Source organism: Sandaracinus amylolyticus, from assembly GCF_021631985.1.
In the GTDB taxonomy this organism is placed as follows: domain Bacteria; phylum Myxococcota_A; class Polyangia; order Polyangiales; family Sandaracinaceae; genus Sandaracinus; species Sandaracinus amylolyticus_A.
In genome coordinates, this window is the sequence record NZ_CP070225.1 from 1692746 (window position 1) to 1709195 (window position 16450).

At 71.8% G+C, this 16450-nt stretch carries 14 protein-coding genes; 6 read left to right on the forward strand and 8 right to left on the reverse strand.

Annotated features, from left to right (window positions below; genetic code table 11):
• Nucleotides 1–19: 19 nt before the first annotated feature.
• The 3 genes from I5071_RS06980 to I5071_RS06990 all read right to left on the reverse strand — a co-directional run bounded on the left by I5071_RS06980 (nucleotide 20) and on the right by I5071_RS06990 (nucleotide 3243).
• On the reverse strand, nucleotides 20–2560 hold the full coding sequence (locus I5071_RS06980) for a DEAD/DEAH box helicase (protein ID WP_236604614.1): 2541 nt from the start codon (nucleotides 2558–2560) through the stop codon (nucleotides 20–22).
• The gene (locus tag I5071_RS06985; RefSeq protein ID WP_236604615.1) at nucleotides 2557–2856 is read right to left on the reverse strand and encodes a hypothetical protein; all 300 of its coding nucleotides are present in this window, start codon (nucleotides 2854–2856) and stop codon (nucleotides 2557–2559) included. Before I5071_RS06985 ends, I5071_RS06980 begins: the two co-directional genes overlap by 4 nt.
• Before the next feature lie 69 nt (nucleotides 2857–2925).
• On the reverse strand, nucleotides 2926–3243 hold the full coding sequence (locus I5071_RS06990) for a four helix bundle protein (RefSeq protein ID WP_236604616.1): 318 nt from the start codon (nucleotides 3241–3243) through the stop codon (nucleotides 2926–2928).
• A 672-nt stretch (nucleotides 3244–3915) separates the two neighbouring features.
• Between I5071_RS06990 and I5071_RS06995 the strand changes: the two genes are divergently transcribed.
• From I5071_RS06995 to I5071_RS07020, 6 genes are all read left to right on the forward strand, one after another.
• The gene (locus I5071_RS06995) at nucleotides 3916–4539 is read left to right on the forward strand and encodes a TetR/AcrR family transcriptional regulator (protein WP_236604617.1); all 624 of its coding nucleotides are present in this window, start codon (nucleotides 3916–3918) and stop codon (nucleotides 4537–4539) included.
• Nucleotides 4540–4591: 52 nt separating this feature from the next.
• A complete protein-coding gene (locus I5071_RS07000) occupies nucleotides 4592–5902 on the forward strand; it encodes a TolC family protein (RefSeq protein ID WP_236604618.1) in 1311 nt (436 codons plus the stop codon).
• Nucleotides 5899–7089 carry an ABC transporter permease gene (locus I5071_RS07005; RefSeq protein ID WP_236604619.1) on the forward strand — a complete coding sequence of 397 codons (1191 nt, stop codon included), beginning with the start codon at nucleotides 5899–5901 and terminating at the stop codon, nucleotides 7087–7089. The genes I5071_RS07000 and I5071_RS07005 overlap by 4 nt, the downstream gene beginning before the upstream one ends.
• Nucleotides 7086–7763, forward strand: coding sequence for an ABC transporter ATP-binding protein (locus I5071_RS07010; protein WP_236604620.1), 678 nt, complete (start codon nucleotides 7086–7088; stop codon nucleotides 7761–7763). The genes I5071_RS07005 and I5071_RS07010 overlap by 4 nt, the downstream gene beginning before the upstream one ends.
• Nucleotide 7764: 1 nt before the next feature.
• On the forward strand, nucleotides 7765–8865 hold the full coding sequence (locus I5071_RS07015) for an HlyD family secretion protein (protein ID WP_236604621.1): 1101 nt from the start codon (nucleotides 7765–7767) through the stop codon (nucleotides 8863–8865).
• A gap of 65 nt (nucleotides 8866–8930) precedes the next feature.
• A complete protein-coding gene (locus I5071_RS07020) occupies nucleotides 8931–11060 on the forward strand; it encodes a hypothetical protein (protein WP_236604622.1) in 2130 nt (709 codons plus the stop codon).
• On the opposite strand, the gene I5071_RS07025 is transcribed toward I5071_RS07020, so the two are convergent.
• The 5 genes from I5071_RS07025 to I5071_RS07045 all read right to left on the reverse strand — a co-directional run bounded on the left by I5071_RS07025 (nucleotide 11061) and on the right by I5071_RS07045 (nucleotide 16435).
• Nucleotides 11061–12815, reverse strand: coding sequence for a trypsin inhibitor-like cysteine-rich domain-containing protein (locus I5071_RS07025; protein WP_236604623.1), 1755 nt, complete (start codon nucleotides 12813–12815; stop codon nucleotides 11061–11063).
• Nucleotides 12816–12902: 87 nt separating this feature from the next.
• Nucleotides 12903–14423 carry a M23 family metallopeptidase gene (locus I5071_RS07030; RefSeq protein WP_236604624.1) on the reverse strand — a complete coding sequence of 507 codons (1521 nt, stop codon included), beginning with the start codon at nucleotides 14421–14423 and terminating at the stop codon, nucleotides 12903–12905.
• The gene (locus tag I5071_RS07035) at nucleotides 14420–14998 is read right to left on the reverse strand and encodes a hypothetical protein (RefSeq protein WP_236604625.1); all 579 of its coding nucleotides are present in this window, start codon (nucleotides 14996–14998) and stop codon (nucleotides 14420–14422) included. The genes I5071_RS07030 and I5071_RS07035 overlap by 4 nt, the downstream gene beginning before the upstream one ends.
• 26 nt (nucleotides 14999–15024) lie before the next feature.
• Nucleotides 15025–15966, reverse strand: coding sequence for a hypothetical protein (locus I5071_RS07040; RefSeq protein WP_236604626.1), 942 nt, complete (start codon nucleotides 15964–15966; stop codon nucleotides 15025–15027).
• Nucleotides 15967–16177: 211 nt separating this feature from the next.
• On the reverse strand, nucleotides 16178–16435 hold the full coding sequence (locus tag I5071_RS07045; RefSeq protein WP_268921249.1) for a hypothetical protein: 258 nt from the start codon (nucleotides 16433–16435) through the stop codon (nucleotides 16178–16180).
• Nucleotides 16436–16450: the final 15 nt, after the last annotated feature.

Consider the following 16450-nt stretch of genomic DNA (forward strand, 5'->3'; position numbering starts at 1 on the left):
CACGCCTCCGCGTCCCGGCTCACGCGCGGCGGATTCCTCGCAGCTCGACGACGAGATCGCCCTCGTCGCGGCTGCGCGGCAGATCGATGCGCGCATCCACGAAGAAGTCGCCGGCATCCTCGGGATCCAGCAGCGTCTGCTCGACGCGCCACACGTCGCGATCCTTCTCGATGCGCGTGTGTCGCGGCGCGCGCGCCGCGGGATCGAGGCGCACCGCGCCGTGCTCGACCTCGAAGTCGACGAGCTCCTGCGCGATCGACTCCGCGGTCCACGCGGGATCGCCGTCGGGCGCGACCACCATCGCCGCGGCCTCGCCGAACGCACGACGAGACAGCGCGCGCACGAAGCGGAACATCGCGTTGCGCACCAGCACCGTGAGCGCCTTGGGATCCGCGGTGATGTCCGCGGTCTCGACGCCGCGCTCGGGATGCTCGGCGCGATCGACCACGCGCTCCGGATCCTTCAGCGACTCCCACTCGTCGAGCAGGCTCGAGTCGACCTGGCGCACCACGGCGCGCAGCCAGTCGGTGAGGTCGTAGACCTCGTCGGTCTTCGCGGCCTCGGGCACGTTCTGCACGAGCGCCTTGTACGCGTCCGACAAGTAGCGCAGCAGCACGCCCTCGGAGCGCGCCATGCCGTACTCCTTCACGTACTCGTTGAAGCTCGCGCCACGCTCGTACATGTCGCGCGCGACCGACTTCGGGCGGAGGCCGTCCTTCGGCACCCACGGGTGCACCTTCGAGAACGCCTCGAGCGCGGCCTCGAGCATCTCGCGGTTGGGGCGCGGCACGTCGATCTTCTCGAGCTCGGCCATGCGCTCCTCGTACTCGACGCCCTGCGCCTTGAGCTCGTTGACCTTCTGCTCCTTGAGCTTGTCGAGCTGACGCATCAGCACGATCTCGGGATCCTCGAGGATCGACTCGACGACGCTCAGCACGTTCAGCGCATAGAGCGGATCGTCGCGATCGAGCTTCGGCACCGTGTCGAGCACGAAGAGCGAGAGCGTCTGGTGCAGCGAGACGTCCTCCTGGAGCTCGCCGTGCACCGCGATCTCGCCGCGATCGATCTCGATCACGTCCGCTTCCTTCAGCGATCGATAGAGCGCGATCGCGTGGCGCGCGTGATGGAACTTCCGGGTGCGCGACTCGTGCGAGCCGCGGATCAGCGCGCGCATCTCGCGGCAGCCGTCGCCGTGGCGATCCCACGCGCCCTGGAGCACGGCGAGCATCATCCCGTGCGAGACCTTGAAGCGCGACTCGAGGCGCTCGGGCTCGCCGTTGCGCAGGCGATCGAAGGTCTGTTCATCGAAGTGCGCATAGCCCTTCTCGGGCGGCTTCTTCGTGACGAGCTTCTTCTGCTTCTTGGGATCGCCCTGCGCCTTCTCGCGCGCGATCTTGTTCTCGATCACGTGCTCGGGCGCCTGGGCCACGACCCAGCCGCGATCGTCGTAGCCCTTGCGCCCGGCGCGGCCCGCGATCTGCTGGAAGTCGCGCACGGTGAGCACCGACGTCTTCTGTCCGTCGAACTTGCAGAGCTGCGTGAAGAGCACGCTGCGGATCGGCACGTTCACGCCGACGCCGAGCGTGTCGGTGCCGCAGATGACGGGCAGCAGGCCCTTCTGCGCGAGCTTCTCGACGAGCAGCCGGTACTTCGGGAGCAAGCCGGCGTGGTGCACGCCCACGCCGTGCTTCACCCAGCGCGCGAGGTCCTTGCCGAACGGCGTGTCCCAGCGGAAGCCGTGGAGCGCTTCCTTGATCTCGTGCTTGCGGTCCTTGCTCGCGATCTCGACGCTCATCAGGTCCTGCGCGTGCTCGGCCGCGCCGCGCTGCGTGAAGTGCACGACGTAGACGGGCGCGCGGTTCTTCGCGATCAGCTCGGCGAGCGTCTCGTGGAGCGGCGTCTCGCGGTATTCCCACTCGAGCGGCACGGGGCGCTGCATCGAGCGGATGGTCACGACGTCGCGGCCGGTGCGCTCCTTCAGGTCCTGCTCGAAGACCTTCGTGTCGCCGAGCGTCGCGCTCATGAGCAGGAACTGCGCGCGCGGCATGCGCAGCAGCGGGATCTGCCAGGCGACGCCGCGATCGCGATCGCCGTAGTAGTGGAACTCGTCCATCACGACCGACGCGACGCCGGTCTCGTCGCCCTGGCGGAGCGCGAGGTTCGAGAGGATCTCCGCGGTGCAGCACACGATCGGCGCGTCGCGGTTCACGCTCGCGTCGCCGGTCATGAGCCCGACGTTCTCGGGCCCGAGCTCGCGGCAGAGCGCGAAGAACTTCTCGCCGACGAGCGCCTTGATCGGCGCGGTGTAGAAGGAGCGCGTCCCGTCGGCGATCGACTTCGCGTGGAGCGCGCTCGCGACGAGCGACTTCCCCGAGCCCGTGGGTGTCGCGAGGATCACGTGCTTGCCCGCGAAGAGCTCGAGGATCGCTTCCTCCTGCGCGGGGTAGAGCGAGAGCTTCTTCTCCTCGGCGTACGCGAGGAATCCTTCGAGCAGCGCGTCGGGATCGCGCGCGCCCTTCACGTGCTTCGCGAGCGGTGCGTGCGCGGCGTCCAGCGTCATGGGACGCGGACGATAGCGCTTTTTCGAGTGCTGTCGGCGCGCTGCGCAGGACGAGGCGTCGGCGTCGGCGTCGGCGTCGGCGTCGGCGTCAGCGTCAGCGTCAGCGTCAGCGTCCGCGTCCGCGTCAGCGTCAGCGTCGGCGTCAGCGTCCGCGTCCGCGTCAGCGTCAGCGTCAGCGTCGGCGTCAGCGTCCGCGTCGGCGTCCGCGTCAGCGTCGGCGTCCGCGTCGGCGTCGGCGTCGGCGTCGGCGTCGGCGTCGGCGTGTACGAAGCAGTGTCGCGCGGCTCTGCTCGCACGAGCGGTCGGCGATGCTCGTCGCGAACGAGTGCAGCGGCTGAGCACTGCCCGGCCGCCGCACATTCGGTTCACCGCGTCAGCTTCCAGAGCACTGCGCAGAGCGCATCGAGTCGGTTCATCAGCTTCGCGTCGAGCGCGTCGACGTATCCGAACGCCTCGGCCACGCGCAGTGCGACATCGACCTCGCGCGCGCTTCCGAGCGCGGTTCGGAGCCGCATCCGCCCGTTGCCGTCGTGAGCGCCACTGCCCTCGGCTGCGTTCAGTGCGACCGACGCCATCGCACGACGCAGCTGATCTGCGAGCGATCGGTCGTGCTTCGCGACCTGCTTCGCGATGCGGCTCACATCGCGACAGCACTCGATTGCGTTCTCCGTGATCTTCAGCATCTCGTCCTCCGTTTCGCCCGACTCGGGGCACCCGCCTCCCGCCGTCGCGCGCAGACCGGGTCAACGACGCGAAGCGCCCGCGCGGAGCCGCACGGAGCGAAGCGGAGGAGGCGAGCACGGGTGACCGCGAAGCGGTCATCGTTGACGCGGTCGAGCACGTCGGCACGCTCGAGACCCCCGAGCGGGAATTCTCCGGCCACCGATCGAGACCGTCTTCGGCCTGACGCTGGCGCTGACGCGGACGCTGACGCTGACGCTGACGCTGACGCTGACGCTGACGCTGACGCTGACGCTGACGCTGACGCTGACGCTGACGCTGGACGCTGACGCTGACGCTGACGCTGACGCTGACGCTGACGCTGACGCTGACGCTGACGCTGACGCTGACGCTGACGCTGACGCTGACGCTGACGCTGACGCTGACGCTGACGCTGACGCTGACGCTGACGCTGACGCTGACGCTGACGCTGACGCTGACGCTGACGCTGACGCTGACGCTGACGCTGACGCTGACCGCTGACGCTGACGCTGACGCTGACGCTGACGCTGACGCTGACGCGAAGCCCCCTTGACGCCCGTCCCCCACGCCATCAATAAGTGAGCACCCACTCACGAACGCCCCGCCCTAGCACTCCGCTCCGCCCACCTGCGAGCCTCCCCCGCTCACGAGACATGGCCCGTCCGACCACGATCTCCGACGACGCGATCCTCGAAGCCGCCCGCGAGGTGTTCCTCGAGCGCGGCCCGAGCGCGACGACCGCCGAGGTCGCGGCGCGCGCGGGCGTGTCGGAGGGCAGCATCTTCAAGCGCTGGCGCACCAAGGACGCGCTCTTCTTCGCGTGCATGGCGCCGGTCCCGATCGCCGAGATGGGCTGGATCGCGAAGCTCCCCGCGCGCGTCGGCACCCGCACGTTCCGGGAGAACCTCGAGGAGATCGCGCTCGAGATCGTCGCGCTCTTCCGGCTGATCATGCCCTCGATCCTCATGCAGCAGGCGATGGGCGAGCAGCACCGGCGCATGAGCGACTTCGAGACCGCGCCGCCGATCGTCGCGCGCCGGAAGCTCGCGGCGTACCTCGACGCCGAGCGCAAGCTCGGTCGCGTGCGCGCGATCGACGTCGACGTGATGGCGCGCGCGATGCTCGGCGCGCTCTTCAGCTTCGTGCACCTCGAGGTCTCGATGGCGGGCCAAGATCCCTCGCCCATCGCAGCCGAGACCTACGTGCGCGGCTTCATCGAGATCCTGGTCGCGGGCGCCGTGCCCGCCGACGCCACGTCCAAGCCGAAGCGCAGGTAGTCGTCCTGGATCCTCCCGATCCGGATCGTCCTCGTCTGCGGAGTTATTGAGTATGCAATCACTCATTATTCGCGTCCCACTGATCCTCGCGCTGCTCGCGCTCCCATCCGCGGCACGGGCGCAGCAGCCGCTCTACGTGTTCCTCCGCGCGGCAGAGGAGGGTGGTGCGCTCGACCTGCGCGAGGCCGAGCTCACGCGCGAGCAAGCGCGCTCGCAGGTCGACGAGGCGCGCGCGCGCCTCTTGCCGTCGCTCGGCGCGAGCGCGGGCTACACGCGCAACCAGGCCGAGGTCGTCGCGGAGTTCCCCGCGCCCGACGACACCGGGATGCTGCAGACGCAGCGCGCGGTGATCACGCCCTACGATCAGCTCGAGGCGCGCGTCGCGCTCACGGTGCCGCTGATCGACGTCGGCGCGTGGTCCAGCTTCTTCGGGGCGGAGGCGAGCGCCGATGCAGAGACGCTGCGCGTCGATGCGCGCGCGATCGACGTGCGGGTCTCGGTCGTCACCGCGTACCACGCGCTGGTCGCGGCGCGCGCGGTCCAGGACGCCGCGGCGCGCACGCTCTCCGCGGCGGAAGAGAACCTCGCCGTCGTCTCGTCGCGCGCCGACGCGGGCCTCGCGTCGGAGCTCGATCGACAGCGCGCGATCGCCGACGTCGAGCGTGCCAACCAGAGCGTCGCCGAGGCCGATCTGCAGGCCGCGCTCGCCGAGCGACAGCTCTACGTCGCGACCGGCGTCGAGCCCGACGGCACGCGCGCATCGCTCGACGCGTCGCTCGAGGACGAGGCCCCGCTCGCGACGTGGATGCGCGCCGCGGGCGATCTGCCCTCGGTGCGCGCCGCGGTGCGCGACGTGCGCGCTGCCGAGCTCGCGCGCGACGCTGCGTGGCAGGCGATGCTGCCGACGATCGCCGCGACCGCGAGCGAGCGCATCACCAACGCGGCGGGCTTCGGACCCGAGGCGCTCTGGGCGATCGGCGTGAGCGCGACCTGGGCGCTCGACTTCGGTCGTCCCGCGTCGCTGAGCACCCGCGAGCGGCAGATCTCGCTCGCCGAGGTGCGCCTCGATCGGGCGCAGCGCACCGCCGAGACGTCGATGTACGAGGCATGGCACCGGGTGCGATCGCTGATCGCGCGCGCCCGCTCCGCGCGCGCCGCGGAGGCCGCGAGCGAGCGTGCCGCGGTGGTCGCGCGCGCTCGCGCCGAGGCCGGGACCGGCACCCAGCTCGAGCTCAGCCAGGCCGAGCGCGATCTCTTCAGCGCGTCGGTGCAGCGCATCCAGGCCGACGCCGATCTCGAGGTCTCGCGCCTCGCGTTGCGCCTCCGCAGCGGTCTCGCGGTCGACGACGGGGGCGCGCCGTGAACGACGTGATCGCCACGACCACGCGCGCGCGCCGCAACGCGGTGCGGGGGCGCGGAGGACGCCTGCGCCTCATGGCGCGCCTCGGCGTGCGCATGATGTTCCACGACCGCTTCAAGCTCGTCGGCACGCTGCTCGGCGTCGTGTTCGCGGTCGTGCTGGTGAACCAGCAGATGGGCGTGCTCTTCGCGCTCCTCGACAAGAACACGATGTTCGTCGACCACGCGGGCGCCGACGTCTGGATCCTCCCGCCCCAGACCGAGACGCTGCAGGGCGGCGCGCCGATCGCGCTCTCCACGCTCTCGCTCGCGCGGACGACCGCGGGCGCCGAGTGGGCCGAGCCGCTCGCGTTCGGCACCGCGACCGTGCGTCGCCCCGACGGAGGCAACGAGCCGGTCTCGCTCGTGGGCACGCGCCTGCCGCGCCTCGCGGGCGGCCCGTGGAACGTCGTCGCGGGCGATCCGCGCGATCTCGCCGAGCCCGACGTGGTGTTCTTCGAGGATTCGCAGCGCACGAAGCTCGGCGGGATGAACCTGCGCAGCGTGCGCGAGATGTCGGGCCGCCGCGTGGTCGCGGGCGGCTTCACGTGGGGGCTCTCGCCGTTCGCGCCGCCCTACGCGTTCAGCGAGCACGACACCGCGCGCGACATCCTCGGCATCGCGACCGATCAGACGAGCTTCGTGCTGGTCGGCGCGCGCGAAGGAGTGTCTCCCGAGCGACTGCGCGATGCGCTCGCGGCGCGCCTCCCCGATCTGCGCGTCGTGACCGCGCGCGACTTCTCCGACGGCATCGTCGCCTACCTGCTCGCCGAGCAGCTCGGGATCAGCTTCGGCACGTCGACGACGTTCGCCGTGATCGTCGGCTTCGTGATCGTCGCGCTCTCGATGTTCTCCGCGGTCGTCGACAACGTGCGCGAGTTCGGGACGCTCAAGGCGATGGGCTGCACGACGTGGAACCTCGCGTCGCTGCTCTGGGTGCAGTCGCTGCTCTACGCGTTCCTCGGCACGACGTTCGGGCTCTTCCTCGTCACGCGCATGGCCGAGGGCATGCGCTCTCCGCAGCTCTCGCTCGTGCTGCCGACCTGGATGTGGCTCGGCTCGTACGTCGGCATGGCGATCCTCTGCGTGCTCGCGTCGACGCTCGCGCTCGTCCGCGTCCGCAACGTCGAGCCCGGCATGGTGTTCCGATGATCACGATCGAAGCCACCAACGTCACGAAGACGTACGGCAGCGGGAACGTCGCGGTGCACGCGCTGCGCGGCGTCGACTTCCACGCGCGCGAGGGCGAGTTCGTGATGCTCAACGGCCCCTCGGGCAGCGGCAAGACGACGCTGCTCTCGATCCTCGGCTGCGTGCTCACGCCGTCGGGCGGCGAGGTGCAGCTCTACGGCGAGTCGCTCGCCCGCAAGCGCGAGAAGGATCTTCCGCGGCTTCGTCTCTCGTACATCGGCTTCATCTTCCAGGGGCACAACCTGGTCGCGTCGCTCGACTGCCGCGACAACGTCGCGCTCCCGATGCGCATGCGCGGATGGTCGGTGCGCGAGGCGAACCGCGAGGCCGAGCACCTGCTCCGTCGCGTCGGCCTCGGCGACAAGACGGATCGTCTCCCGAGCGAGCTCTCGGGCGGTCAGCGCCAGCGCGTCGCGATCGCACGCGCGGTCGCGGGCGCGCCGCCGATCATCCTCGCCGACGAGCCCACCGCGAGCCTCGACGCCGAGACCGGCATGCACATCACGCAGCTCCTCAAGCAGATGGCGAACGAGGGCGGGCACACCGTCGTCGTCGTCACCCACGACAACCGCATCTTCCACCTCGCGGACCGCATCGTGAACATCGAGGACGGCCGCATCAGCGAGGGACACTGACATGCACATCGTCCGCCGATACGTCCGCCCGTTCCTGTTGATCACCATCGTCGCGCTGCTCACCGTGGTCGTCGTCCGCACCGCGCTCGCGGGCACCGACACCGCGCCGCGCGACGTCGATCGCGAGATCGCCGCGCGCGCCGAGCCGACACCCGGCCAGCAGCACGACCTCACGCTGCGCACGCCCGACGGCGAGTGGGTCGGCGGGCTCGGCCTGATCGAGCCCGCGCGCCCCGAGTCGCGTCTCGCACCCGCCATCGCGGGTCGCATCGCGGCGGTGCACGTCGAGGAGGGAGCGCGCGTCGGCGCGGGGACGCTCCTCGTCGAGCTCGAGAGCGGTCCCGAGCAGGCCGCGCTCGCCGCCGCGGAGGCCGAGGTCGCCGTCGCCGAGGCGACGTTGGTGCGCAGCCGTCGCGGCGTGCGCGCCGAGGACCTCGAGGCGCTCACCAGCGACGCGCAGGCCGCGACGACGCGCGCCGAGCTCTCCGCGGGCGTGCTCACGCGCCTCGAGGCCGCATCGCGCGGCGGTGGCGTGACCGTCGACGAGCTCGAGCGCGCGCGACGTCAGGCCGACGCCGATCGCCTCGGCGCGCTCACCGCGTCGGCGCGACAGCGCGCGGGCCAGAGCGGTCGTCGCGAGGACGTGCTCGTCGCGCACGCGCAGCTCCAGGCGGCGATCGCACGTCGTGATCAAGCGCGCGCCGCGCTCGATCGGCTGCGCATCGTCGCGCCGGTGGACGGCGAGATCCTCGAGGTGCACTTCCGCGTCGGCGAGTACGTGCAGCCGGGCGGCGAGGAGCCGCTGATCGTGATGGGCGACACCTCGCGGCTGCGCGCGCGCATCGACGTCGACGAGCGCGACGTGGCGCGGGTGCGCGCCGGCGCGGCCGCGCGCATCTCGGTCGACGCGTTCCCCGATCGCTTCTTCGACGGCCGTGTGGTCGAGATCGGACGGCGCATGGGCCGCAAGAACGTGCGCTCCGACGAGCCCACCGAGCGCATCGACACCAAGGTGCTCGAGGTCGTGGTCGAGCTCGGCGAGGACGCGCGCGAGCTGATCGTCGGCCAGCGCGCGATGGGCTATCTCGCGCCCGCCGAGTGAGATGTCGCGCGATCGTGGCCCATTCGGCTAGTGATCCGCCCGGAGAGTACGCGTACCGTGCTGCAATGACGCGCGCTTCGGGCGTTTCCGCCGTCCTCTTCGCCTTCGCCTTCGTCTTCGCGCTCGGCTGCGACTGTGGCGGTGACCCGCCGGGCGGGCGCGGCTGCGACACCAACCGCGACTGCCGCACCGGCGAGATGTGCATCGACAGTCGGTGCACGCGCGGGCAGGACGGCGCGCTGCCGGGCCTCGACGCGATGCCGATCGACGCTCCGACCAGCCGCGTCGTGTCGGTACGCATCGAGCCCGCGACCGCGATGCTCGAGTCGGTCGACGGCTCGCGCCCGACCGTCGACTTCATGGCCGTCTCGGTGTTCGACGACGGCATGGAACGTCCCTCGAACGGACCCTCGTTCACGATCGACAACGTCTCGCTCGGCGACCTCGACGAGGCGAGCGGGGAGTACATCGCGAACGGCGTGATCGGCGGCGCCGCGACCGTGACGCTGAGCGTGCCCGGCCCGGGCGGCACCGTCCTCACCGCGACCGCGAGCCTCACGGTGCGCGTCCGCCGCACGCTGCGCGGCGACGCCATCACCGACGACGACGTCACGCGCATCGACGGGCTCACGCCGACGGTCGACCCTGCCCGCAGCGCCGTCGTCTACCCGCTCGACGGCGTCGTGATGCCGCAGAACGTCTATCCCGCCGACGTGCAGTGGAACACGTCGGCCGCGGGCGATCTCTTCCGCGTCACGATCACCAAGCCGAGCGCGACCGTCGTCGCGTACCTCGTGCACGACCCCGCGATGCACTGGCTCGTCGACGCGGGCGCGTGGCGCACGCTCGCGCAGACCGATCCCGACGCGCAGGCCGAGCTCGTGGTCGATCGCCTCGAGGCATCCAGCGGCCAGCTCGTGCGCAGCGCGACGATCCACGTGACGTTCGCGCGCGCCGCGCTCACGGGCAGTGTCTACTACTGGGAGATCGCCTCCCTGCCGGGCGGCGGTGAGACCGGCCGGATCCTGCGCATCGATGATGGCGCGGGCACCGCTGTGAACTTCATGCCCTCGCCGCCGGTCGCGCCGAACGATGGAGCGCGCTGCGTGGGCTGCCACACCGTGTCGAACAGCGGTCGCTACATGGCGGGCCGGCTCGGCGGTGGCGAGAACATGGGCGCGATCTTCGATCTCACGACCGACCTCACGGGGACGAACCCGTCGACGGTCTGGCCGGTGACGGGCTCGTCGCTCACGTGGTGGTTCTCGTCGTGGAGCCCCGACGACACGCGCCTCGCGGTGGCGTACTGGGACGACAACGCATCGCAGCGTCGCATCCGCATCTACGATCCGTTCGCGGGCACGGAGGTCACGGTGACCGGCACCCTGCCGGTCGGTACGCATCCCGCGTGGTCGCCCGATGGACGCAGCATCGCGTACGTCGCAGGCACGGACTCGTGGGGCGGCAATTTCACCCGCGGCGACATCGCGATCCTGTCGGTGACTGCGCCCGACACCGTCGGCACGTCGATGACGATCCACACCGCCGCGTCGATCGCCGGCTCGACCGCCGACAGCTATCCGACGTGGTCGCCCGACTCGCAGCACATCGCGTTCGCCAACGGGAGCGGCGCGCGTAGCGAGCGCGATCTCTCCTCGCTCTACCTGATGCGCGGCGACGGCGCGGAGGTGACGCACCTCGCGCGCGCATCGAGCACGGGGCGCCTCGATTACCAGCCGCGTTTCTCGCCCTTCGTGTCGGGCGAACCGCCGCAGTACTACTGGATGAGCTTCCTGTCGCGCCGCGACTACGGCAACGCTCCGCGCGGCAACGTCACGCGCCCGCTGACCCGTCGCCAGCAGATCTGGGTCACCGCGATCCGCATCGGTGCGCCGGCGGGCGAAGACCCGAGCGCGGTGCCCTACTGGCTCCCGGGACAGAGCCCGCTCAGCGCGAACATCAGCGCCTTCTGGGCGCCCCGTCCGTGCCGCGAGGACGGGGAGGGCTGCAGCGTCGGCAGCGAGTGCTGCGGCGGCGACTGCCGTCCTCCCGCAGGCGGCGGCGCGCCCGTCTGCTCGCCGCCTCCGCCCGAGAACTGCCGCGAGTCGGGCGAGACGTGCAGCACGACCGCCGACTGCTGCCCCGACATGGGGCTCACCTGCATCAACCGCGTCTGCGTCGCGGGCCCGGGCTGATCACCGACCCCGCAGCGAGACGAGATAGACGTCGCTGTAGCCGAGCGTCGGCTGATCGAGGCCGGCGACGCCGAGCGAGTTGGCGTGGAACGCGACGACCACGTCGCGTCCCCGCGCCTCCGCCGAGGCCGCCGCGACCGCGTCCGAGTCGACCAGCGACTCGATCCATCGCGGCGCCCCGTCGCGCGTCACCGAGGCGAGCAGCGTGAGCCGGTTGCGCTCGGCCGCGAAGTCCTGGCCGAGCACGGTGATGGTGCTGCCGCTGCCCCCGACGGCGAACGTGACGTTCCCCTCGTCGTCGATCACCGGGGACCCTGCCGATGCGCGGTTCGACGCGGTCGCGGCGAGCACGACCCACCGCCCCGTGCCGTCCGTGCCGAACGACGCGACGTAGGCCGAGCCGAACGACGTCGCCTCGATCGTGCGGCCCGCGACCGTGAGCGATCCCGAGAACTCGCCGGTCACGATCATCGTGTCGCCACCGAGCGCGAGGCCCGTCGGGTTGGGCACGCCGAGCGGCACCAGCGCGCCCGCAGCACCGTCGTTCCCGACGCGCGCGAGGACGGTGCCCGGTGCCGCTGCGAACGTGCTCGTCCCGAACGTGATCGGACCGCCGACGCTCCCCAGCGCGAAGATGGAATCGGTCGTCGTCACGACGCGCGCGACGCTCGCACCTCCGCTCGTGGGCGCGATCACGAGCACCGTGCGAATCAGATCGTTCGCCTGCACGAGCGCGACGTATCCCGCCGACCCCGACGAGGTGAACGTCCTCGTCCCGATCGTCGCGCTCGTCACGAACGTGCCCGCGAGCACCACGTCGCCGGTCGCCGCGACCGCGATGTCGCTCGGGCTCGTCCCCCGGATCTCGTGGATCCACCGACGCGCTCCGAGGCCCGAGTAGCTCGCGAGGAACCCGCGACGCATCGAGGTCGTCAGGGTCGTCCCTGCGAACTCGAGCGTGCCGTCGTAGTCGCCCACGACGTACACGTTCCCCGCGCCATCGATCGTCACGAGCCGCGCGTTCGCCCCGCGCGATGCGCGGATCGTGTCGGCCCAGCGCGGCGCGCCTCCCGTGCCCGCGACGCCGACGAACGCGCTCGGCTGGCCCGCCGAGCCCGTCATCGCGATCGTGCCGAACGACCCGCTCGCGCCGAGCGTCCCGACCAGCGCGGTGGAGTCGTTCTCCACGTCGGGGTGGCGCGCGAGGTCCCCGATGAACTCGGCGCCGGTCGATCCCGCCTGCACGAACCACTCGCCGAGAGGCAGCGCGACGCACGACGACGCGCGGCACGTCTCGTCGACGTCGCACGCTTGATCGCACGCACCGCAGTGCGCGACCGACTCGCGGAGATCGACCTCGCACCCGTTGTCGAGCTCGCCGTCGCAGTCGCGGAGATCGGGCTCGCACGAAGCGACCTCGCAGCGAGCCGCGCGGCACATCGTGGTGAGCGCGCCGGCCGGGAGCTCACCGCAGTCGATCTCGCCTTCGTCGGTCCGATCGTCGCAGTCGTCGTCGGATCCGTTGCACAGCTCGGCGCCCGGGACGCACGGTGTGCCGCCGTCCGGCACCGCGGCGTCGCTCTGGTCGGGCGGAGCGCAGGTCCCGCCATCTCGAAGGACGAGCCCGTCGGGGCACACACAACGGCCTTCGTCGCGATCGTACTCGAGCTCCCCGCACTCGTAGCCCGGGTCGCAGCCCGACGTGACGAGGAGGAGCGCCGCGACGAGGCCTGGGCAGTGGTGACGTCGTGTCATGGGGGCGTCTCGGCCCGAACCATACGGCCGTTGCGCCCTCGCGAGAACGACGGGCACGCACACCACGCGCGCCCGTCGTTCACCACATCACTGACAGCGACCGCCGACGCAGACCAGGCTGCCCTCGCAGTCCCAGCTCGACGCGCAGCTCTGTCCCGCGCTGCGATCGACGCATCGATTCCCGCTGCACGTCATCTCACCGCAGCAGTCGTCGGCGGTGCGGCAATACCCGCCTTCCCAACCGACGCAGCAGCTGCGCGAGGTCGCGCCGAAGGTCTGCGGCAAGCACGACAGGCCGCCGCAGCACTGCGCGCCGCTCGTGCACGTCCTGCCCTCGATCCCGCACGACGACGGATTGCGGCACGTGTTCGCGACGCAGCGCAGCCCGCTGCAGCACTGCGCATCGCTGCCGCACGGAGAGCCTCCGCCGCTGCACATCGGTCCCGCGTCCTGCATGCAGACGCCGTTGCCGAAGCGCTCGTCGGTGCACGCGCTCGCCTCCGAGCACGCCCACGCGCCGTTCGCGCATCGATACCAGCCGCAGCGGCTCGTGCCGCAGCCCGAGTAGCTCACCTGCACGCAGTCGCCGTGATCGACGTTGCGCCCGAGCGTCGTCGAGCGACATCCCATGCCCGTCGTGCCGCACGCCGCGTTCGCGTGACGCGCCGCGGTGCACGTCGTCGGCTCGGCGCAGGTCCACGCGCCCGCGCTGCACATGTACCAGCCGCACCCGGCGGCGTTGCACTCGTGGCGCTCGGGCCCGACCTGCACGCACTCGCCGTGGCGCACGTTGCGCCCGAGGATCGTGCTGCGGCAGCCGGGCGGGCCGGCGTCGCGCCCCGCATCGCGTCCCGCGTCGCGCCCCGCATCGCGTCCCGCGTCCCGACCCGCATCGCGTCCCGCGTCCATCGGCACGCCCGCGTCCATCGCCGCCGGCATGCACGAGTCCGTGCCGTTCAGGAGCCGCCGGTACGCCTCCACGAGCGACATGTACGTGGGCACGTAGACGCGCCCGACGCCGTCGACCTGCTGGCGGATGTTGAAGTGCAGATGGATCGAGGTCGCGGAGTCGCCGAACTCGTCGGACACGCGGCCGAGCTCGTCGCCGCAGTCGACGCGATCGCCCACCGCGACCGCGACGTTGTCCATGTGGAGGTAGTCGTATCGCGTGCCGTCGGCCGCGGTGAGATAGACGCTGTAGGTGCCGATCTGCGTGATGCGCCCCGCGACGACCGCGACCGCCGGATGCGTCCCGCGCCGGCACGTCGAGGGGCGGATGTCCTGCCCCTGATGGCCTTGCCCCGCCGGGCAGAGCGGCATGTCCCAGGTGCGCCGCTCGCAGTAGTTGTCGTGCCACGGGTACGCGTAGTTCGCGTCGTCGCAGGTGCTCCCCGCGGCGCCGTGCAGACCTCCGACGCCCCACACCTGCGAGTTCGCGTACGCCGGGCTGTTCTGGATCGGGAAGCGGATCCCCGGCGCCCACACCGTGTCGTCCATCCGGCCCATGCCTGCGCCCTCGAGCTGACCCGAGGGCTCGAAGGTGAACTGCGCGGCGGCCGCGCCCGGCATCGCCGCGCACAGCGCGATCGCGACGATCGCGCGCCTCATCGGGAGCGCTCCTCGTGCGCCGGGACCAGCCCGCTCGCGAGCTCGCTCAGGAACGCGCTCTCCGTGCAGCGGGTGTCGGACGACGGGCGCGAGCACTCGATCTCGATCGAGTACGCGACGTCGCCCTCCATCCACGCGAGGCTGCGGATCCCCTCGTTGATCGTCTCGCGCGCGGGCTGACCGCGCACCGACGCGCGCGGGGCCGGCAGACCCTGCAGCTCCTCGGGCGAGAGCTGCGCGTGCCCGCGGTTCGATCCCTCGAGCGCGATCGCGATCTCTTCGTCGCGATACGAGATCGCGCACCAGCGCTCGCCCGCCATCACGGTGCTGCGCGCCGCGTAGGCCGCCGGAAGCACGAGCATCGGGAGCGGCGAGCGCGCGAGCTCCTCGCGCGATCCCGCGGGCAGCGTGGCCACCGCGGGATCGTCGGAGAGCGTGCGCTCCGGCGTCGTGGGTGTCGGTGTCGGCGCCGGTTCGGGCGGCGGCTCGGTGGGGCCGGAAGGCGAGTGCGACGTCGCGCACGCGGCGAGCGCGAGCGCGGTGCAGCCGACGAGTGCGGATCGGACCAGGTTCATGGCTCCTCCTTCGCGATGCGCGCGAGTCACATGCAGGTCAGTCGCGGCGAGCCCGCCAGCGAGGCCGCGATGCAGTACGGGCTCGCGCCGTCGCTCGAGCAGCACTGCAGATCGCCGGGGCAGGGCTGCTCGGGGCCGCACGGCGTGCTGCACACCAGCCGACGCTGACCGGCGGCGAAGAGACCGAGGCAGAGCGGCGCCGCGGCCGCGCAGTCCGCGTTGCACGCGCAGTCTCCGCCGATCGCGACGTCGCCGTTGCCGACGCATCCGCTCCCGGGCGGCGCGCAGCTCGGCGGCGAGAGCAGCAGCTCGTGCCGGCACTCGTCGGCACCGCAATTCTCGTCGATCGCGCACGGACGCGCGCACGACTCACCGATGCACGCGAGGTCGCCCTCGCAGTCCGCATCGCACGTGCACTCCGCGTCCTCCGCGCCGGGCTCTCCGCCGAGGCACTCGCGGCACGTGGGAGGCGTGCCGTCGCACGACGAGCCCTCGGGGCATCCCGCGCTCGCGCAGTCGACCTCGCACACGCCGTCCTCGCAGGCGCCGCCGCTGCCGCAGTCGGCGCTGCATCCACACGCGCCGCCGGGCGCGACCGTCCCCGCGATCTCCGCCGCGCAGCGGATGCACACCTCGTCGTGGCACTCGCTGCCGTTCGGGCACGCACCGCCCTCGCCGCACGCCGACGCGCACACGCCGGGCGCGTACGCCGGCGCCGCGAGCTCCACGCAGCTCGGTGCGTCCGCGGCGCACTCCTCGTCGAGCTCGCACTGCTCGCCGAAGCCGGTGCGTCCCGCCGCCGAGTCGACGTTCCCGCCGTCGCGTGTGCCCGCGTCGAAGGGCCCGCTCGCGTCGGCAGGCGCGTCGTCCGAGCCGCACGCGCCGAGCAGCGCCAGCGCGACCGGAGCGAGCAGAAGAAGCCGACGTGGCGCGCACCGGTGCGCGCCGCCCGAGCAGCGATCGATCATTCGAGGACCTTCTCCGGCTTGGGGATCGAGCCCGCGCGAACGAGCTCGTGCCGCCTGGCGCGACGCGCAGCCATCACCCCCGGCTGCGCGCTCGCGTCATCACATCGGCGACGCTCGCCGTGGGTCTAGGGGGCGCTCGGCCCGCGCGCAACGAACTGCTGCGATGCCGGAATCGTGAACCGCGAAGCCCTGCGTCGCGCGCCGACGCGGATCAGCCGCGGCCCGCGACGCCTGCGAGCTCGCCGAACGTCGGCGCAGCCATGCCCGCCGCGCCGAGCTCTTCGATCGTCCTCTGCGCGCGCACCGCGACCGCGATGGGCCCCAGTCCCTCCGCCGCGTGCGGCCCGATCGCGCTCACGCCGAGCACGACGCGCGTCTCGGGATCGCACGCCACACGCAACATGCCGCGCGCTACGCGCGGATCGACGAGGCGGGCTTCGCGGTCTCGGACGGAAGGAAGGAGACGCAGCTCGCGCGGACGCGA